12 protein-coding genes are annotated in these 19,465 nt (G+C 69.7%); 3 read left to right on the forward strand and 9 right to left on the reverse strand.

Annotated features, from left to right (window positions below):
* The first annotated feature begins 54 nt into the window (after positions 1-54).
* Positions 55-1,176 (forward strand): hypothetical protein, encoded by a 1,122-nt coding sequence (locus HUA74_RS17500; RefSeq protein WP_254625102.1) that lies wholly within the window; start codon positions 55-57, stop codon positions 1,174-1,176.
* Positions 1,177-1,236: 60 nt separating this feature from the next.
* Here the strand turns inward: HUA74_RS17500 and HUA74_RS17505 are convergent, their stop codons facing one another.
* Positions 1,237-2,478, reverse strand: a complete 1,242-nt coding sequence (locus tag HUA74_RS17505; RefSeq protein ID WP_174455406.1) for a GNAT family N-acetyltransferase — start codon at positions 2,476-2,478, stop codon at positions 1,237-1,239.
* A gap of 34 nt (positions 2,479-2,512) precedes the next feature.
* The gene (locus HUA74_RS17510; protein ID WP_174455407.1) at positions 2,513-3,202 is read right to left on the reverse strand and encodes a glutathione S-transferase family protein; all 690 of its coding nucleotides are present in this window, start codon (positions 3,200-3,202) and stop codon (positions 2,513-2,515) included.
* 104 nt (positions 3,203-3,306) lie between these two features.
* Between HUA74_RS17510 and HUA74_RS17515 the strand changes: the two genes are divergently transcribed.
* Together HUA74_RS17515 and HUA74_RS17520 are read left to right on the forward strand one after the other, a co-directional pair.
* Positions 3,307-5,610, forward strand: coding sequence for a lantibiotic dehydratase (locus HUA74_RS17515; RefSeq protein WP_254625103.1), 2,304 nt, complete (start codon positions 3,307-3,309; stop codon positions 5,608-5,610).
* A gap of 37 nt (positions 5,611-5,647) precedes the next feature.
* Entirely contained in the window at positions 5,648-7,105 is a 1,458-nt protein-coding gene (locus tag HUA74_RS17520; RefSeq protein ID WP_254625104.1) for a hypothetical protein, read from the forward strand.
* A gap of 15 nt (positions 7,106-7,120) precedes the next feature.
* Here HUA74_RS17520 and HUA74_RS17525 read toward each other — a convergent pair whose 3' ends face one another.
* From HUA74_RS17525 to HUA74_RS17555, 7 genes are all read right to left on the reverse strand, one after another.
* Positions 7,121-7,990, reverse strand: a complete 870-nt coding sequence (locus HUA74_RS17525) for a cupin-like domain-containing protein (RefSeq protein WP_174455408.1) — start codon at positions 7,988-7,990, stop codon at positions 7,121-7,123.
* A gap of 22 nt (positions 7,991-8,012) precedes the next feature.
* Positions 8,013-8,345 carry a hypothetical protein gene (locus tag HUA74_RS17530; protein WP_174455409.1) on the reverse strand — a complete coding sequence of 111 codons (333 nt, stop codon included), beginning with the start codon at positions 8,343-8,345 and terminating at the stop codon, positions 8,013-8,015.
* Positions 8,346-8,368: 23 nt separating this feature from the next.
* Positions 8,369-9,157, reverse strand: a complete 789-nt coding sequence (locus HUA74_RS17535; protein ID WP_141640645.1) for a thioesterase II family protein — start codon at positions 9,155-9,157, stop codon at positions 8,369-8,371.
* A complete protein-coding gene (locus tag HUA74_RS17540; RefSeq protein ID WP_141640646.1) occupies positions 9,154-10,458 on the reverse strand; it encodes a glycosyltransferase family 4 protein in 1,305 nt (434 codons plus the stop codon). Before HUA74_RS17540 ends, HUA74_RS17535 begins: the two co-directional genes overlap by 4 nt.
* 31 nt (positions 10,459-10,489) lie before the next feature.
* The gene (locus HUA74_RS17545) at positions 10,490-13,570 is read right to left on the reverse strand and encodes a type I polyketide synthase (protein WP_371817252.1); all 3,081 of its coding nucleotides are present in this window, start codon (positions 13,568-13,570) and stop codon (positions 10,490-10,492) included.
* Between the two features lie 15 nt (positions 13,571-13,585).
* Positions 13,586-18,193, reverse strand: coding sequence for a type I polyketide synthase (locus HUA74_RS17550; RefSeq protein ID WP_174455410.1), 4,608 nt, complete (start codon positions 18,191-18,193; stop codon positions 13,586-13,588).
* 167 nt (positions 18,194-18,360) lie between these two features.
* Positions 18,361-19,404 carry an LLM class flavin-dependent oxidoreductase gene (locus HUA74_RS17555; RefSeq protein WP_141640648.1) on the reverse strand — a complete coding sequence of 348 codons (1,044 nt, stop codon included), beginning with the start codon at positions 19,402-19,404 and terminating at the stop codon, positions 18,361-18,363.
* Between the last annotated feature and the right edge of the window lie 61 nt (positions 19,405-19,465).

Genomic DNA, 19,465 nt, shown 5'->3' on the forward strand with positions numbered 1-19,465 from the left:
GTTACCAGCCCGTGATACAGCGGGGCTTGGAAACTCGCCCGTTCAGACGGAGGCATGCTCTTGATCACCTCGATTCCTCGCCGGGTCGTCACCACGACCCAGACGGATGCCACGAAGCCTCTGGCGCCTGAAGCACCGGTGACGCCCCCGGCCCCCGCGCCCTATTTCCAGGACGGCCTGGAGGCTGCCCGGCCCAGCCCCGTGAATCTCACCGGCCTGGGGACGAAGTCGGCGGTCGCGGAGCCCGCGAGCGTGGTGGCCGCTCCGCCTTCCTCGAGCGGCTCGGCGCCCGTCGGTCCGGAGCTGCTGCACCTCGATGCGGGCTGGACGCCCCAGGGCCAGGGCTACGACGCCAAACGCGATGAAGTGCTCACGACGTACTACTCCGACGAGCACGACGTGCTGCTGTCCGTGCAGGACAAGGGCTCGGGCAGCGAGTCGCTCCAGGTGCAGCTCGGTGGGCTCGACCCCAAGCACCCCGAAGAGGGAAAGCCCACGCACGGCGGTGGTGTCTCGACCGACGGCGAGTTCGTCTACGTCTCCGACACCCGGGGCATCTACGTCTACACGCGCGAGGAGCTCGAGCGCGCGGCGAAGACGGGGACCGTGGCCCAGGCCTCCCAGGTGATGGAGGTCCCATTCCCCGAGGGAGTGAAGGACCCGGCCACTGGCATGGACCTGGTCTCCGCTGGCAGCTACATGACGGTGAAGGACGGCTACGCGTACATCGGCAGCTACAGCAAGGACGGCGATGGCAAGGCGGGCGCTGTCTGGCGTTACAAGCTCGACGAGGAGACCGGCTCCCTCATCGAGGACTCACGCCAGGGACCCATCCGCGCGCCGGACCGCGCCCAGGGCATGACGGTGGTCGACGGCGCCCTGCTGTTCACCACGGGCGACCAGAAGCTCATCTACCAGCCGTTCGAGGCCAGCGCGGACTCCTTCACGGCGAACATCGATAACCGGGTGGATATCAGCAATGGGCTCATCGACCCCTACGCCCAGGGCGTGAACATCATCGATGGCGAGCTGTGGGTGACGTACGAGAGCGGCTCCGAGAAGTATCGCGACAAGCTCAACCCCAAGTACGAGCCGCGCGAACACATCCAGCGAATCCCGCTGGAGGACCTGGACCTCGCCGCGGACTGCGTCACGCCGGAGCAGCTCGAAGGCTGAGCCTGCTCAGGCTCCCGTGGCAGCGTGCGACGCGCCACGGGAGTCGGCGCACCCTCCAGGTCAGGGTGTCTTGCGCATCCGGTTCTTCTGCGGGCTGCCCGCCGCCATGGCCTTCGTCACGCGGGAATAGGCAGACACGTAGGGCTGAAGGACGGTGCGCGGCCAGCGCCCTGGAATCCACAGGTAGCTGAAGAGTGGATGTCTTCGCGCGCCTCTCCGTCGCTTCGTCTCGTAGGCGCTGGGCCCGAGCCAGAGCTTCCGGGCGCCCAGCTCGTAGGCCCGGCGCAGCGGCTCATAGAAGCCGAGGTTGAAGTACAGCGGTGTCTCCGATGCACCCGCCTCGGCGCGACCGACGCGGTAGAACCACACCTCGTCGTGCTTCTGCAGCAGCAGGGAGAACCCGATGGGCTCTCCGCCCTGGTAGCCCACCACGGCCTCGGCTTCGGGTGAGACGTGCTGCTCGATGGCGGACCAGAACGCGGGCGGGTGGCGGATGTGCTCGCTGCCGTACTTCGAATACGTCACCTCGTAGAACCGCTCGAGCAACTCGCCCATCTCACCCATGCGCGAGACACGCTCGAAGCTCACGCCCGCGTCTCGAACGTGCGCCATCTCCTTCTTGAGGAACCTCCGCGCGTCGCTCTTGAACTGGCCCAGATAGGCGTCGAGGCTCTCACCCGGCGGCACGTCGATGACGTTGTCGTCGTAGATGAAGACCTCCTGGAAGGACGTTGAATTGAGCGCCTCTCGCAGCGCCGCATCGTCTCCATCCACTCCGTAGAAGTAGAGGGGGAGTCGCTCACTCGTCGCCAGCTCCCGCAGCCCCTGGAGGATGAGCTCGCGGGCCTGGCGCGCGAGTTCAGGCGACTGGGGCGAGCAGATGATGCCGCTGCGCATGCTGAGGGGGCTGGTGACGAACACTCCTCCATCGATGCCAGCCCCCGTGAGCCGCGCCAGCGAGTGGTAGAGGTCCGCCACCGTGACGGCCACCCGGCTCAGCCCCCCCGCGTTGGCGAAGCCTTTCTTCCAACTGCTGAAGAAGAACTTCTCCAGCGCGTAGGGGGTGTAGATGTTCTGGCTGCGGGTGATGAAACACGGCGCCAGCGCGACGGGGACCTCGCCCTGGCTGACAATGGCATAGCGAAGCGACAGCTCGCCCCGGACCATGAAGGGGAGGTCGACCGCGTCCAACATCCTGAGCCAGCGCCGGCCGAAGAACACACTCGACTCGGACGTGAGGACGTCAAGCGCCTCATCATTCAGGTGGCGGACGGAGTCATGAAACTTCAGGGTCAGCGTCATGGCCGGAGGGCTTCGGGTGCCAGGATGATTCCGCTCAGCCGTTGAGGAGCTGGACGGGCGGGTTTCGCTTGGGAGAAGCGATGTAGCGCGCGAGGTTGGGGCGCTGTCTCATCCGCTCGAAAAACGAGCGCAGGCGCGGGTAGCTGTTCTCCAGCACCTCCATGAGCCCGTTGTCGACGAGCAGCTCCAGGAAGCCGAAGACGCTGGTGTCCGCCACGCTCACCGCGGTGCCGACGAAGAAGCCCTCGCCGCTGCCGTTGTTCCCAATCACCCGCTCGAAGTGGCCGAGCCACTGGGGCAGCTCCTCGCCCAGGATGATGGGGAGCTGCTCGGACAACTCGTCCGGGCTGAGCGACGTCAGGCTGCGCGCGCGTGCGGTCACTTCCTCGACGCCTTCGATGATCATGTCGCAGGCGGCGCTCTCACGCGGGTTCGCGCCATAGAGGCCCCGGGTGCGCGCGACGTGACGCAGGATGGCCAGGCTCTGCACGACGCGGAATCCGTCCGGCTCCTCCCACAAGGGCACCTTGTCGAAGGCCAGCTTTCCGGCGCGCTTCAGCTCCTCGAAGGGAGGCGTCTTCTCCTTCGCCTTCACGTCGAACTTGCCCAGGTCGATGTCCTCGTACTCCGTGCCGGACTCGGCGAGCACCAGGCGGATCTTCTCCGCGACACCTCGACCCGTGAAATACGAAAGACGCGGCAATGATGATGATTGATCGCTCATACAGGGAACGCCGTTGAGAGGGACGGGCTGTATACTAGAGTAGGCGGACAATCCGGAAGGGGCAGACTTCCTTGACCGCTGTACCCGAGCCTCTGGAATCCTCGATGTCCGCTTCACCCTTGCTTGTCCCGCTTGCTCCTGGAATGGCGCTGTGGCCCTGGGCCGCGCTGCGCGGCGCCGGTTTTCCCGCCGAGGATGTGCTCCGGCTCGCGGCACCGAGCGCCGCCGCCGCCGCGGAGGCCTGGCTCGCGACGGGGGCTGAAACACCCGGGGAGGCACTGCGCGCCACGTTCGACGCGGATTTGCTGAATATCAGCGCCGCGCTGCGCTCCCTGGCAGGTGAGACGCGACTGCGCGAGGCCCTGCTCTGGCAGAACCGTCACGCGTACAAGACGGGCGTCGAGCCGCTCGCGGCGCTGCCCGCAACGGCGCGCAACAGCAAGGCCCGGCAACGCGAGCGGCTGGTCGCTTCCTACGTTCAGCGTTACAGCACCAAGAATGACACCATCGGGTTCTTCGGTCCGGTGGGTTGGGCGCGGCTGACGCAGTCGAGTGACGCCTTGCGTTTGTCGCCGGGGCAGCAACTCGTCTCCCGGCGCGCCGTCTACTTCGAGGCGTGGTGCATGGACACGCTCGGCGCCGCGCTGGTCCAGGACGCCACCCTGCGACGTTGGGCGCCGCCTCGGCTGTTGCCGTATTTCCGCCTGGAGGGCCAGGTGCTGCATGGCCCCATGCCCACGCCCGTGGAGCTGTTGCCGTCGCAGGCGCTGTTGCTCGCGCGGTGTGATGGCACGGTCAGCGCAGTGGCCATCGCGGAGGCGCTCACGCGCGGCGCCGAGCCCGCCTTCGCGAACGTGGACGAGGTCTACGACGCGCTGGACCAGGCGAGCGGGATGGGAGTGCTGGCCTGGGGTTGGGACGTGCCGCTGCTGGTGCGCCCGGAGGTGGTGCTGCGCGGTGCGCTGATGGCGATTCCCGATGCGGATGCTCGGGCGCGCGCGCTGGCCCCGCTGGACCGACTGGAGCACGCGCGTGCCGCCGTCGAGGCCGCGGCTGGCTCACCCGAGTCGCTGGACGGAGCGCTCGCGGAGCTGGAGGGCGTGTTCAAGGAAGTGACGGGCGCGCTTCCGACGCGCGCGGCGGGCAAGACGTACGCCTCGCGCACGCTCATCTACGAGGACTGCGTGAGGGACGGCTCGCTGGAGCTGGGGGCTCCGCTGCTCGCGCGACTCGGACCCGTGTTGGAGCTGCTGCTGACGGGGGCTCGCTGGCTGGTGGGCGAGGTGACCCGTCGCACGGGCGTGGGCCTGGAGGCGCTGTTCGACAGGCTGTCCCAGGGAGGAGCGACGGTGGAGCTCACCACGCTCCAGCTCGCCTTCGTCGAGGGCATTCAAGATCCGGCGTCCGCGACGGAGCTGATGCCCATCCAGGAGATTGTCACCGAGCACCGTCGTCGCTGGCGTGAGCTCTTCGCCCTCGAACCGGGTGTCCGTCGTCAGACGCGCACCGTCGAGGCACTGCGCCCCGTGGTGCGAGAGACGTTCATCACGAGCGGAGCGGGGTGGAAGCGCCGCTGGCATGCGTCGCCGGACGTGATGATCGACGCGGCGAGCGACGAGGCGGTCCGCGCCGGGGACTACCAACTGGTCCTGGGTGAGCTGCACTTGTGCAACAGCATCTCCTCGCTCTTCGTGGAGCAGCACCCCGCGCCCGCGGAGCTCTTCGCGCTCGCGGAGCGGTGTGCCACCGAGGCGGATATCATCCCGGTGTTTCCCAAGTCCGAGTGGAGCCAGCGGACGCTGCCGTGCCTGTTCCCCAGAGGCAGCCTCCACTACCTCTCCGGGCAGGAGCCGTCGCCGAACCCTGGTGCTCGCGCCTTGCGCGTGGGTGACCTGGTGGTGGAGCGCCGCGACGGCGCGCTCGAGGTTGTCGACCGGGTGAGCGGGCGCCGCTTCGGGTTGATGGACTTCCTGGCCGTCTATCTGGAGCACCGCTGCGCGAGCGCCTTCGACCTGGCGCTGGGCGAGGACTACTCGCCGCGACTGACGGTGGATGGTGTCATCGTCGCCCGCGAGCGATGGAGCGTGCCGGCGGCGAGCCTGGGCTTCGCCAGTGTCACGGAGGCGCTGGAGCAGTGGCTCGAGGCCCGGCGCTGGCAGCGCGGACTCGGCATCCCTCGCTTCGCGTTCTTCAAGGTGGAGACGGAGCGCAAGCCCTGCTTCGTGGACTTCGACAGCCCGCTCCTGGTGGAGATGATGGCCAAGCTGGTGCGACGCGCGCTGGAGGAAGCTCCGTCCTCGCGGGTCAGCTTCTCGGAGATGGTGCCGGACCCGGACCACCTCTGGCTCACGGATGCGGCCCAGCACCGATATACGAGCGAGCTTCGCGTGGTCTGCGAGCTGTCTTGAGCGACTCCCACGCAGTCGACGTGGTTCACCTCTACTCATGAAGGAGCAGTACGGCATGCGCGCGCCCGAGCCGATTCCCGGCGGAAAGTTGCCTCCCGACATCAAGGCGTTGCACGGGAGGCTGTCCTCCGCGGCCGCGGAGTTCCTCGACTTCGCCGAGCGCGTCCCGGAAGCCTTCGCGCGGCACAGTTTCGCGCCGAGCGAGGCGTCACCGCTCTTTCCCTACCAACTGCATGCCTGGCCCCTGTTCATCGACGCCACGGCGGTGTTGGCGATGCGGGAGATGGCCACGAAGCTGTGCCGACTCATCAAATGCGCGCCACGGCGGCTGCTCGGGGACGCCGCCAGCGCGGCGGCCTGGTACGGGCTCTCCCAGGAGCGCGCCAGCGAGGCGCTGGACTGCCTCGCGCGCACGGACGACGCGCGCGGAGCCATCAGCCGGGGTGACTTCATCCACGATGGCACGGCCCTGAAGTGCCTGGAGTTCAACCTGACGGCGGGGGTCGGCGGCTGGGAGACGGCCTTCCTCGTCCAACAGGTCATGTCGCAGCCCGCGATGCACCGCTTCGCCACCGAGAAGGGGCTGCGCGTCCGTCAGCCCCATACCCTGCGCGTCTTCTTCGCCAACATCGTGGACTGCGTGCGCCGCGACACCGAGTGGGAGGGCGAGTGCAACATCGCCATCCTCTTCCCCCCGAGCGGACTTCCGGGGCCGGCGCTCGCGGAGCAGGCGTGCCGACTCTTCACCAGCCAGCTCATGGAGATCCTCCGTCCTGAGGGCGCGCGGGGCGAGGTCTTCATGACCACCTACGGCGCGGTGAAGAGCGCCGAGGGACACCGCCTCACCACCCAGGGCAAGCGGCTGCACGCGGTGGTCGAGTACGAGGCCCGGGATCGTCTCCTGATGGCGGGCCCGGAGTTCATCGAAAACGCGCGGGCCGCCACCGCCGCTCGCTCAATCAGCCTCTTCAACGGTCCCGCTCAGGACGTGCTCGACGACAAGCGCAACCTCGCGCTCCTGTCGGAGCGTGTGACGTCCTCCGCGCTGTCCGCCGAGGAGCAGGCGCTGGTGCGCACCCACGTGCCCTGGTCTCGCCGCGTCGAGCGGGCCCACGTCGAGCGCGGGGGCGAGCGCGTCTTCCTTCCGGAGCTGCTGTCCACCCGGCGCGAGGAGCTGGTGCTCAAGGCGGGGCGGGACTTTGGCGGCGCCTCGGTGTTGCTCGGGGAGTCGACGCCCGCGCCCGTGTGGGACGAAGCCGCGCGCAAGGCGCTCGATGAGGGTGGCTGGGTGGTGCAGGAGCGGGTGCGGTCCGCGCCCTTCCACTACTTGGGACCCGACGGTGGGGTGCTGCCTCACAGCGTCATCTGGGGCCTCTTCGTCCTCGGTGAAACCTACGGCGGCCACTCGCTGCGCCTGTGCCCCATGGGAAAGGGCACAGGCGTCGTCAATGTCTCGCAGGGCGCGATGTTCGCCGCCCTCATCGACTTGGAGTGAGCCGCCGGCTCCGCGTCACTGCTCGCGGTACTCGCGACCGAGCGTCTGCTGCTTGCGCATCTTCTTCATCGCGCTCACCGCGATGGAGGGGATGAGCTTGGGGCCGATGCGCGCCAGCATGGACCAGGTCCACCACCAGTAGTTGGTGGCGATGGCGTCCTCCACCGTGTACACGCGGTGCCACCAGCCATAGGGCAGGTAGAGGATCTCCCCGGCCTCCAGGACGAAGTCATAGTCGGGGATTTTGCCCGCGGGCAGCTCGTCCGGCTTGCCCCCGTGCGGTGTCAGGTCATGCGCGCTCATCACCGACCAGGGGTGGCTGAGCTTCGCCGGCCGCAGCTCCGCGTCCCGTGACGGCGCGTACAGCTGCCACTGCTTGCGGCCCACCATGACGGCGTGCAGGTTGTGCGCGCGGTCGAAGTGGAGCTGGGTGAAGGTGCCCTTCGGCCCCATGAAGAAGAGCTGTTCGGTGAGGCGCCGCTGCACGGCGTACTCGTCGAAGCGCACGTCGCGGTGCAGGGCGGGGAGGGTGCGGAACAAGTCGTTGCCGATGAGGTAGCCCGGCGTCTCCTCGCCGTCCTTCACCTTCAGCGAGGCGACGTAGTCGCGCATGGTCATCTTCCGCACGCGGCCCACGCGCTCCACGTCGCCAGCGGGGCGTGCGTTGTAGCGCAGCCACTCCACCGGGACGCTCACGTCGCCGTACTGCTGGATGAACCAGTCGAAGGTCCACCGCTCGGCGGCGGGCCAGCCCTTCATGGCATCCGTGAAGATGATGGGCTTGTTGTTGGCTTCGAGGCCTTCGTAGAAAGCCCGACGGTTGTCGAGCGGCATGCGCTCGGGGACCTGGGGCCCGACATCCTTCTGCACGGTGGCGGTGCTCATGACAGCTCTCCTGGGTGGCGCGTCACGCCGCGTTTTCTTCGGCCGGGGCCTTGGGGCCCTCGCGCGTCAGTCGCTCGAAGTTGTTGTCGATGCCGTGGCGCACGTCCGCCAGCATGTGGATCTCGAACTCCTGGAACGCGAACGACGGCCACGCGCGCAGCAGCGTCAGCAGCGTCTCGTGCGAGTCGGCGTTGATGATACAGAGGCCCATCTTCGGGAGGACGTAGTAGGCACAGTCCATGGTGCCGTCCTGGAGGCGGGCGCCCACCCACTCGCGGACGGAGCGGTTGAGGGCGATGGGGTCCGGGGGCACGGGGCCCGAGGTGCGGTCCTTGACGTAGATGAGGTACTTCATCGGGGCAGCTCCTTTGGGGAGGGTCAGCGGGAAGGCGCGGGCCGCGACTTCGCGAGGCTCCGGCGCATGTTCTGCAGCAGGCCGCGAGGCGTCTGCCGCAGGAAGAAGTGGTCGCCCAGGAACGTCTGGGTGAAGAACGTTCCGGAGGTGAGCTGGCGCCAGGCCTCCGTCGCGTCCTCGGGGACGTAGTCGTCGAAGCCTCGGAAGGCGGACAGCGGACAGGCCAGGGCGGGGCCCGGCTTCCACGTGTAGCCCTCGCACACGGCGGTGTCCGCCAGCAGGGTGGTGCGAATCAGCTTCAGCAGCTCTTCCGCCATGTCGCCCGAGACGGAGATGGCCTCGCCCATGCGCCGGGCCTCGGCCGCGTCGATGTCGTGGGTGATTGCCGTGGGCGGGTGGGCCTTCAGCGTCTGGGGCGCGCGGTAGCTGGCGACGAAGAGGTGCAACGGCGTGGGGAGCCCCCGCTCGCGCAGCGCCCGCGTCAGCTCGTACGCGAGCAGCGCGCCCATGCTGTGACCGAACAGGGCGAAGGGCTTGTCCCCGTGGCGCGCCACCACGTCCACCAGGAAGTCGACGACCCGCGGCAGCTCACGCAGGGGCGGCTCACGCAGCCGGTTCTCCCGGCCGGGGAGCTGCACCGGGCACACCTCGATGTCCTGTCCCAGCTCCGCCTGCCAGGTGCGGAACAGCGACGCGCTGCCGCCCGCGTGGGGCAGGCAGAACACCCTCACCCAGGCGCTCGGCTGCGGGACGTGGAAGGCCAGCCACTCCGCCGCGGCCAGGGCGGGGGAGGGCGACACCGGGGATGTCATGAGAGCACCTCGCGGCGAGCGACAGGGGCCTCGGCCTGCCGGGCGGGCATGTCGATCAGCTTCTGGTACACGACGCGGTTGGCGGCCACCATGCGCGGCAGGCCGAAGAGCTCCACCACGCGCTGCTGTCCGGCGAGGCCCATGCTCCGAGCGCGCTGGCGGTCCTCCAGCAAGTGGAGCTGCGCGTTGGCGAGTGCCTCGATATCCACCTCGCGCGGGCCTCCTGGCGCGCCGGGCAGCACCGGGACGAGCATGCCCGTCTTCTCGTGCTCGACGATCTCCGCCGGGCCTCCAGACCTCGTCGCCACGAGCGGGAGCCCGGAGGCCATGGCCTCGATGGCCGTGTAGCCGAAGGGTTCGTACAGCGAGGGCACCAGCGCCAGGTCCGAGATTCGGTGCAGCAGTCCGAGCTGGCGACGCGGCAACTTGCCCAGCAGCTTGATGCGGTGGCGCAGGTGCGCGTAGCGCTGGGTCAGCCCTTGCACCATCTGCGTGGACTCGCGCGAGTCGGTGCCGCCCGCCAGGAGGAAGCGCACCTCTGGACGTTTGGCGAGCACGCGCTCGGCGGCGGCGAAGATGGCGGTGATGCCCTTCTGCGGATGGAGCCGGCCCGTGTAGAGGACGACCGGGTCATCGGGCGTGGCCACCGTGGCGCGCAGCCGCGCGTACTGCTCGGGAGTGTGCGAGGGCTCCAGGAAGGGCCCCGCCTCCATGCCGCAGTGGATGGTGTGCAGCAGCGACGCCGACAGCCCGTAGGTCTCCCGGATGAGCTCGCTCATGGACTCACTCACCGAGATGACCGGTGTCGTGCCGTCGTAGAAGCTGCGCTCCTCCTCGAGGATCTCCGGGTCGGGCGTCTGGCCCCACCAGCGCTCGGCGGGCTCGGAGATGTAGTGGCTGGTGCCCAGCACGGGCACGCCGGCCTCGCGGCCGAGCACCCGCGCGGCCCGGTGCGTGTGCCACTGGTGGAAGTGGATGAGGTCCGGCTGCTCCTCGCGGATGCGCTCGCGGCCGTGGTGGACCAGGTCCTCGTTGAAGAGGCGGATGCCACGCACCAGCGAGAGCTGCGCCGCTTGCGAGAGGCTGCCCCGGCTCGGAGGGACCAGGTGAACGGTGAGGTTGGGCTCGCGAAGCACGGCCGGCTCGCCCGGGGTGTACGCCACGACGGTGACCTTGCACCCGCCACGGGCCAGCCCGCGGGCCAGTTCGTAGACGTAGGTGCCCACGCCTCCGGCCACGTTCGGGGTGTACTCCATGGCCAGGATGAGGGCCTTCAGGGGTGCGGAGTTGGGAGATGCCATCGGCTGTTTCTCGAAAGGGGTGGGAGCGCGGCTAGCGACTGGCCGCGACCTCTTCGGGGGTGAGCTCCGCCAGCATCTTCAGCAGGGCCTCGACTTCCGGATCATCATGGCCGGGGCTCTTGCGCTGCTCGGCCACCAACGCCGCCAGGCGGGCGACCGTCGGTGCCTCGAACAGGGACTGCAGTGGCACCGTGAAGCCGAAGGTGTCCCGCAGGCGACCCACCACCGTGGTGGCCAGCAGCGAGTGCCCCCCGAGCGCGAAGAAGTCGTCGTTGAGCCCCACCGGCCGCACACCCAGCACGTCCTCCCAGATGCGCGCCACCGTCCGCGCGTCCTCCGTGTCGGGTGACACGTACTCCGTGGACAGCGCGGGGCGCGAGTAGCCCGCGGACGCCGCCTCTTCATGCTCCCGGGCCTCGAGCGTGCGCTCCGGTGCTGGAGCGGAAGCCAGCGCGCGGTGTCCATCCGGGGAGACCCAGTAGCGCTTGCGCTCGAAGGGATACGTGGGCAGCGGGACGCGCAGTCGTCGCTCCCCTCCGTGGAAGGCCTCCCAGTCCACGTCCACGCCCGAAAGCCACAGCTGCCCCAGCGCGCCGAGCAGCACGGCCGTATCCGGCTGCCGCGTGTCCGGGTGGCGCAGTGAGGTCATCGTGGTGGGCGCCTGCGGGAGCGCGCCGGGCTGGGCGGCGAAGGTGGACAGCGTGCGTCCGGGACCGACCTCCAGCAGCACCTGCGCGGGCCGCAACAGCGAGAGCCCCGCCGCGAAGCGCACCGGCTGGCGCAGGTGGCGGGCCCAGTACGCCGGGTCCGTCGCCTCGGCGGCCGTCACCCAGGTGCCCGTGACGTTGGAGAGGTAGGGCAGTTGGGGCGCGGAAAGCTTGACCCGCCGCACGCGCTCGGTGAACGGCGCGAGGATGGGGTCCATCATCGCGGAGTGGAACGCGTGCGAGGTGTGCAGCTTGCGAGCCTGCACGCCGCGCTCCTCGAGCCGGGCCCGCAGTGCTTCCACCGCGTCGTCGGGTCCGGCGACCACCGTCAGCGAAGGCGCGTTCATCGCGGCCACGGACACGCGCGCGTCCAGCAGCGGCGTCAGCTCCGTGTGCGGCAGCGCGACGGAGAGCATGGCCCCCGAGGGCAGCTCCTGCATGAGCTTGCCGCGCGCGGCCACCAGGGCCAGCGCATCCGGCAGGCTGAAGACGCCCGCGAGGCACGCGGCCACGTACTCACCGATGCTGTGGCCAATCATCGCTTCGGGCTGAACGCCCCAGCTCATCCACAGCCGGGCGAGCGCGTACTCGATGGTGAAGAGGGCGGGCTGTGCCAGTCGCGTCTGCTGCAACTGGCGCTGGGCCTCCTCCGCGCGGTTCGCGGCGGGGAAGAGGACCTCGCGCAGGTCCTGGCCCAGGTGCGGCGTGAGCCGGGTGGCGCAGTCGTCCACCACCGCGCGGAAGGCGCGCTCGCTCTCGTAGAGGCCCTGGGCCATTCCCGCGTACTGCGCGCCCTGGCCGGGGAACATGAAGACCGTGGAGCGGCCCGTGCGCTCCTCGGCGGCGGACAACTGCCGCGCGGTGTCGCCCAGCGCCGTGAGCGCGTCCTCGCGCCCCTGACACACGATGGCGCGGCGATGCGCGTGGCGACGCCTGCCGACCTGGAGGCTGTACGCCGCGTCCGCGGGCTCCAGGCCCGGGTTCGCGCGAAGGTGCTCCGCCAGCCGCTGGGTCTGCGCGGCGAGCGCGGCGGGCGTGCGAGCCGACAGGAGCAGGAGCTGCTGCGCGCGGGCGGCCCGGACAGGGGCTCGCGTCGGCGGCTCCTCGAGGATGACATGGGCGTTGGTGCCACCCATGCCGAAGCTGCTCACGCCAGCGCGCCGGGGCCCGTGGGCGGAGGCCTTCCACTCGCGCAGCGTGGTGTTGACGTAGAAGGGGCTCTCGTCCCAGGGGATGTTGGGGTTGGGCGTCTCGAAGTTGAGGCTGGGCGGCAGCTTGCGGTGCTTGAGCGCCAGCGCCGCCTTGATGAGGCCCGCCACGCCCGCCGCCGCGTCCAGGTGGCCCACGTTGGGCTTGAGCGAGCCGATGGCGCACGTGCGCGGCCCCGCCGCCTCGTCGCCGAAGGCCCGCGTCAACGCCTGCACCTCGATGGGGTCTCCCAACGCCGTGCCGGTGCCGTGCGCCTCCACGTAGCCGATGCTCGCGGCGGACACGCCCGCGCTGCCCAGGGCCTCGGAGATGACGGCGGCCTGTCCCTCGACGCCCGGCGCGGTGTAGCCCACGCGCGCGGCGCCGTCGTTGTTCACCGCGGAGCCCTTGATGACGGCGTAGATGTGACTGCCATCCGCGAGCGCGTCTTCCAGCCGCTTGAGCGCCACCACTCCCGCGCCGCTGCCGAAGACGATGCCCTTCGCCTGCGCGTCGAACGAGCGACAGCGCCCATCCGGCGAGAGGATGCCACCTTCCACGTAGCGATAGCCGCCCTGGAGCTGGAGGTTGATGGACACGCCTCCCGCGAGCGCGACGTCACACTCCTGGTTGAGCAGGCTCTGGCAGGCGACGTGGACCGCGACGAGCGACGTGGAGCATGCGCTCTCCACGTTGAAGCTGGGGCCGCGAAGGTCCAGCTTGTAGGAGACGCGCGTGGTGAGAAAGCTGCCCGCGTTGCCCAGGTTGAGCTGGAGCGGGTCCGCGGTGCGAAGGAGCTCCGCGTTCCCCATCAGGTTGAGCAACAGATACGTGCTCAGGGCCTGGCCACCGAAGACGCCCACCAGCACGTCCTGGGGCGGCGCTCCCTGGCCCGCGTCCTCCAGTGCCTCCAGCGCGCACTCCAGGAAGAGGCGCTGCTGCGGGTCCATCACCTCCGCCTCGCGCGGCGTGTAGCCGAAGAAGGCCGCGTCGAAGCCCGCCACGTCCTCCAGTCGCGAGGCCACCTTGATGAAGTGGGGATCCGCGAGCACCTCCGGGGGCAGGCCGGCCTTCAGCACCGCGTCGTCCGACAGAGGCTCGATGGCCTCCACGCCGTCGCACAGGTTGCGCCACAGCTCATCCAGGCCGCGTGCGCCCGGGAAGCGCCCGGCCATCCCGGTGATTGCGATCTCCATGCCCGTGTTGCCTTCCGACACGCTGGTTCCTCCCCCTCAATTGCCGGACTGGCGGCGCTGCTGGATTTGCTCCCGGCGCCGCGCTCCTCGGCTCCTCCGGTCGCTGGTGGTCGTCGTCGGCGCCGGGTCCTGTCCGCGCGTCAGGAGCCGCGCCATGGCGCTCAGGGTGGGGTTCTCGAAGAGCGCCACCACGGGCACGTCCGTGCCGAAGCGGCGCTTCACCTCGTTGATGACCTTCAGGCCAATCAGCGAGTTGCCACCCAGCTCGAAGAAATTCTCGTGCAGCGACACGCTCTCCACGCCCAGGAGGCGCCGCCAGATGTCCGCCAGCTCGCGCTCCGCGTCGTCCATGTTCGTGGGCGCCGCGCGCTCTCCCTTGGGCGCGTCGTCCGTCTCCACCGGGCCCATCAGGTCCTGGAGGAAGCTGGCGCTGCGGGCCATGGCCGCGCGCAGGTCCTGCGTGGACACCACGACGTGCGTGGGCATCTGCGCGAGGACGCGCTCGAACACGTCCACGCCCTCGGTAGGGGACAGGGCGTGGGTGAGCATCGCCTCGCGCAGCGCGTCGGCCCCGCCGGGAATCTGGGTGGTGACGGCCTGGCCCACCTCGCGCCACGTGTCCCAGCCCAGGGAGATGACCGGCAGGCTCCCCGTCGCCGAGGCCTGGTAGGCGAAGGCATCCTGGAAGGCGCACGCCGCGCAGTGGTCGATCTGCCCGGGCTCGGCGGTGAAGGCCGTGCGGGATGAGCAGAGCAGGAGGAAGTCGAGGGGCATGCCCTTCAACAGCTCGTGCAGGACCCACGTGCCTCGCACCTTCGGACGGAGGACATTTTCCACCGCCTTCCGGGTGCGAAGCTGGGCGAGCCCACCCGCGGGCACACCCGCGGCATGGATGACGCCATGCGGATCGCCAAAAGTCTCACGCGTGCGGCGCATCACCTCCGCCATCTGCCCCGCGTCGCCCACGTCCGCCTGGAGTACCAGGACCTCGGACCCGAGTGACTCCAACACGAGGACCCGGCGAATCCGCTGGCTCACCACGTCCTGCTCGTCGTGTGCGCCCAGCCACGCATCCCAGTGGCTTCGTTCCGGCATCGCGCGGTGACCCACCAGCACCAGCCGGGCCTGCACCTTGCGCGCGAGAGACTCCGCCAGTACCAGGCCGATTCCGCCCAGGCCGCCGGTGATGAGGTACGTGCCCCGAGGCCGCAGCCGCGTCGGCGCGCCCGTCTCCGGAGGCGTCAGGTGCGCGGGCTCCAGCGACTGCTCCCAGCGGTGGGCGCCTCGCAGCGCGACCGCGCCGTTGGAGGACGTCGCGGTGACCTCACCCGCCAGCCGTGCCGCCAACGTCGGCAGCTCCGTCGGACTTTCGGGCAGCTCCACATCGAGCGTCCGACACGTGAGGCCCGGCACCTCATGGGGCAGCACGCGACATGCGCCGAGCAGCGTGGCCTTCTCCGAGGCGAGTGACTCGTGGCCGGTGACGGACTGCACTCCGGTGGAGACCACCGTGAGGTGTACCGACCCGGACGAACCCTGGCCTCCCAGCGCCTGCGCCAGGAAGAGCAGGCTGAAGAAGCCCGTGTCCTGGGCGCGCTCCACGCCTTCCAGGCCCGCGCCAGTCGCATCCACGCTCCACAGGTGGACGATGCGGTCGGGTCGCGGCCCGTCCTCGGTGAGCGCGGCCAGCAGCGTCGCGTAATTCTCCGCGCGGCCCGGGTTCACCTCGAAGTCTCCGTCCTCCAGTCGCCGGAAGTCAGGGCCGGACTTCACGCGGGTGACCCGGCCGCCGGTCTCCATGAGCCGCGCCGCCAGCGCGTCACCCAGCCCCCGCTCGTCGACGAAGACGAGCCAGTGACCCAGGGTGGCCGCGGGCACGCGCGGGGCGAGCGTCCGCTTCCACGACGGCAGGTAGTACCAGTCAGAGGCGTCCTTGCGCCGGGCGAGCGAGGCCTCTCCGCCAACGATGGCGCCCACCAGCTTCGGGTCCAACCAGTGCCGCTTGCGCTCGAAGGGGTAGGTGGGGAGCACCACGCGCCGCCGCTTCTCTCCGGCGTAGAGGCGCTTCCAGTCCACCGGCACGCCGGCCATCCAGAGCCGGCCCAGGGTGGTGAGCACGAAGCGCACGTCGGAGCCCGGCTCGCGAGGAGCGCGCATCGACGTGAGCACGACGGTGGACTGGTCGCGAGCCACCTGGAGCCGCGCGAGCGAGCCCAGCGTCCGGCCGGGGCCCACCTCCAGCAGCACGCGCGAGGTGTCCTCCATCAGGCAGCGCAGGCCGGGGCCAAAGCGCACCGTCTGCCGGAGGTGCCGCACCCAGTAGCGCGGGTCCGTGGCCTCCTCCTCCGTCACCCACGTCCCCGTTACACCGGACACGAAGGGCAGCTTGGGGGTCTGCAGCTTCAGCCGGCTCACGAAGGCGGAGAACGCCGGCAGGATGGAGTCGATGATGTGCGAGTGCGCGGCCACGTCGATGTGGACCCGACGGTGCTCGATGCCACGCGCCGCCAGCTCCGTCGAAAGCGCGTCCACGGCGGCGGTGTCTCCGGCCACCACGCACTGAGTGGGTCCATTGACGGCGGCCAGCGACAGCCGCTCGCTCAGCAGCGGCAGCAGTTCCTCCTCGGACAGGGCCACGCTCACCATGGCGCCCGAGGGGAGCTGCTCGAAGAGGCGGCCTCGCTCGGTCACCAGGGCGAGCGCATCCTCCAGGGAGAAGACACCCGCGAGGCAGGCGGCGACGTACTCGCCCATGCTGTGGCCAATCATCGCCTCGGGCTGGATGCCCCAGGACTCCCACAGCTTCGCGAGCGCGTACTCCACGGTGAAGAGCGCGGGCAGGCCCACGGACGGGCGAGGCAGGGGCGCCGAGGCGTCCGCGTCTCCAGGCGGGTAGAGCACCGCGCGCAGCGACGGGCCTCCCCGGCGCGACAGCAGGGCGGCGCACGCATCGAAGGCCTCGCGAAAGGCGGGCTCCGTCTCGTACAGCTCCTGCCCCATGCGCACGTGCTGGGCCCCGCCACCGGGGAAGAGGAACACGACGGGACGTCCACCGTCCTTCGCCATGCCGGTGAACACGCGCTCCGGTGCCCCATCGGTCAGCACGGTGGCCGCGTCCTGGCCGTCCTCGCAAATCACCACGCGCCGATGGGCGAAGGCCTTTCGGCCGATCTGGAGGGTGTAGGCCACGTCCGCCAGTTCCTGCTCCGGACGCGCCGCCAGGTGCGCGCCGAGGTTGTGGCTGAGCGTGTCCAGCGCGCCCGGCTTCTTCGCGGAGAGGGCCACCAGCTTCCAAGGCCGGGTGGGGCCGGAAGGCGCGGGAGGAGGAGGCGCTTCCAGCAGCGCGTGGGCGTTGGTGCCGCCAATCCCAAAGGAACTCACGCCCGCGTGGCGCCGGTGGCCATGGGGCTGCCAGTCCTTCAGCGTGGCGTTCACATAGAAGGGGCTCCGGGCCCAGTCGATGTTGGGGTTGGGCGTCCGGCAGTGCAGGGTGGGAGGGATCTGCCCGTGCTCCACCGCGAGCGTCGCCTTGATGAGGCCGGCCACGCCCGCCGCCGCGTCCAGGTGGCCGATGTTCGACTTGACCGAGCCCAGCGCGCAGAAGCTGGTGGCCTCGGTGCCCGCGCGGAAGGCGCTCGTCAGCGCGGAGACCTCCACCGGATCTCCCAGCAGCGTGCCGGTGCCGTGCGTCTCCACGAAGCCCACTTTGTCCGGCGTCACGCCCGCCAGCGCATGGGTGCGGGCAATGACCTCCGCCTGCCCCTCGGAACTGGGGGCGGTGTAGCCGAGCTTCGAGGCGCCGTCGTTGTTGACGGCCGTGGCGCGGATGACGGCGTGGATGTGGCTGCCATCCGCCAGCGCGTCCTCCAGCCGCTTGAGCACCACCACGCCCACGCCACTGCCGAAGAGCGTTCCCTGGGCCTCGGCATCGAAGGGGCGACAGTGCCCGTCCGGCGACGCGATGCCACCGGGCTGGTGCACGTAGCCGGTGCGCTGGGGCATGTCCACGGACACGCCCCCCGCGAGCGCCACGTCACACTGGAAGCCGAGCAGCGCCTGACAGGCCAGGTGGGTTGCGACCAGCGAGGTGGAACATCCCGTCTGCACGTCGAGGCTCGGACCCTTGAGGTCCATGTGGTACGCGAGCCGCGTGGCGAGGAAGTCCTTGTCGTTGCCAATCATCACCTGGAAGCTGTCGCCTGAATCGAGCAGCTCCGGGTGCGTGTGCAGGTTGAAGAGCAGGTAGGTGCTCAGGCTCGTTCCGGCGAAGACGCCCACCGAGCGCGACTCCGTGTCCAGCCCGTGGCCCGCGTGCTCCATCGCCTCCCAGGCGCACTCCAGGAAGATGCGGTGCTGCGGGTCCATCAACGCCGCCTCACGCGGCGAGTAGCCGAAGAAGCCCGCGTCGAAGGCATCCACCTGCTCCAGCACTGCCCCGGCCTTCACGAAGCCCGGCTGCCTCAGTCGCTCTTCGGGGACACCCCGCGCGCGCAGCTCGTCGTCCGTGAAGAAGCGGATGCCCTCCACGCCGTCGCGGAGGTTGCGCCAGTAGGCTTCCACGTCCGGAGAGCCCGGGAAGCGGCCGGCCATGCCGACAATGGCAATGGCCAGTGCATCGCCGTCATTCAGGTTGTCTTCGCTCATGGCGGTCGAAGCACTCACAGGCAGGAGGAGAATCAGGGGGAGCGTGTCTGGAACGTACGAACGGTCCGCACATACGGTTTCAAGGCGGAGGAACGTCCGTGACGAATGTGCTGGAGCCGTCGCCCGCGGCGGTCCCCCGGCCGCCGCGAGTCACCCGAGGCCGCGAATCAGCTCGCGGTGCGGGCGGTGGGTAGGGCTTCGTCGCGCGTGTTCGTGAGCGAGAACGCGTCGGCGAGCAATTCGTAGGACCGCAGCCGGGCGCGGTGGTCGTGGACGATGGTCGTGATGAGCAGCTCGTCCGCCTGGAACTCCTCGGCCATGCCCAGCAGCTGCTCCTTCACCTGGGCCGGAGCTCCGCAGACGACGCGCTTGCGGTCGAACTCGAGCGTGGCCTGGTCCTCGGGCGTATAGGCGTAGGCCTCCGCCTCCTCGATGGAGGGAATGGGCTCTTCGTTGCGGCCCCGGCGGGTGTTGATGGTCAGCAGGTCGCTGCTGCGGGCTATCCGCCGAGCTTCCTGCTCCGTCGGTGCACAGATGACATACACACTGACGGAGGAACGAGGCGCCGATTGCACGTGAGAGGGCTGGAACCGCGCGCGGTAGCCGCGCGTCACCGGACCGCCGTGAATCGGATTGAAGAAGTGGGCGAAGCAGAAGGAGATTCCCAGCCGCGCGGCGAGCACGGAGCTCTGCTCACCCGAGCCCAGCGCCCACAGCTGCGGCATCCCCGGCGCCATCGTCCGCAACCCCAGCCCCTGGAACTCCGCCGTCGCGGGCGTGCTCCCCGAGATGAAGGCGATGAGGTCCTCGAGCTTCGTCGGGAAGCTCTCGTTGCTCGCGGGGACGCCGTACGCCAGCGCCTTGGCCACCAGGTCCGCGCTGCCAGACGTCCGCCCGATGCCCAGGTCGATGCGTCCCGGGTGGAGCGCTTCCAACAGCCGGAAGACCTCGGCGACCTTGAAGGGGCTGTAGTTCGTCAGCAGCACACCGCCCGTGCCTACACGGATGCGCGACGTCGCCGCCGCGACATGCGCCACCATGATTTCGGGGGCGACACCGGCGAAGTGTCCGGAGCCGTGGTGCTCCGCGACCCAGAAACGGTGATAGCCGAGCTGCTCCGCCGCACGGGCCAGCTCCACCGTGTTCTGGAATGCCTCACGTGTCGTGCTGCCTCGGGCGACGATGGAATGGTCAAGGACACTGAGCTTCACGGCGAGCGCTTCTCCCGGGGCAAGTGACACCCTCGGCCGTGGACGACACGGGCCGGGGCGT

Origin of the sequence: Myxococcus sp. CA051A (assembly GCF_013336705.1) — a bacterium.
Lineage (GTDB): Bacteria > Myxococcota > Myxococcia > Myxococcales > Myxococcaceae > Myxococcus > Myxococcus llanfairpwllgwyngyllgogerychwyrndrobwllllantysiliogogogochensis.

Coding starts and splice junctions, on each gene's coding strand:
- HUA74_RS17510 (WP_174455407.1), bottom strand. CDS start 3,202: ATGAGCGATCAATCATCATCATTGCCGCGTCTTTCGTATTTCACGGGT.
- HUA74_RS17505 (WP_174455406.1), bottom strand. CDS start 2,478: ATGACGCTGACCCTGAAGTTTCATGACTCCGTCCGCCACCTGAATGAT.
- HUA74_RS17515 (WP_254625103.1), top strand. CDS start 3,307: ATGTCCGCTTCACCCTTGCTTGTCCCGCTTGCTCCTGGAATGGCGCTG.
- HUA74_RS17520 (WP_254625104.1), top strand. CDS start 5,648: ATGAAGGAGCAGTACGGCATGCGCGCGCCCGAGCCGATTCCCGGCGGA.
- HUA74_RS17540 (WP_141640646.1), bottom strand. CDS start 10,458: ATGGCATCTCCCAACTCCGCACCCCTGAAGGCCCTCATCCTGGCCATG.
- HUA74_RS17500 (WP_254625102.1), top strand. CDS start 55: ATGCTCTTGATCACCTCGATTCCTCGCCGGGTCGTCACCACGACCCAG.
- HUA74_RS17550 (WP_174455410.1), bottom strand. CDS start 18,193: ATGAGCGAAGACAACCTGAATGACGGCGATGCACTGGCCATTGCCATT.
- HUA74_RS17535 (WP_141640645.1), bottom strand. CDS start 9,157: ATGACATCCCCGGTGTCGCCCTCCCCCGCCCTGGCCGCGGCGGAGTGG.
- HUA74_RS17530 (WP_174455409.1), bottom strand. CDS start 8,345: ATGAAGTACCTCATCTACGTCAAGGACCGCACCTCGGGCCCCGTGCCC.
- HUA74_RS17525 (WP_174455408.1), bottom strand. CDS start 7,990: ATGAGCACCGCCACCGTGCAGAAGGATGTCGGGCCCCAGGTCCCCGAG.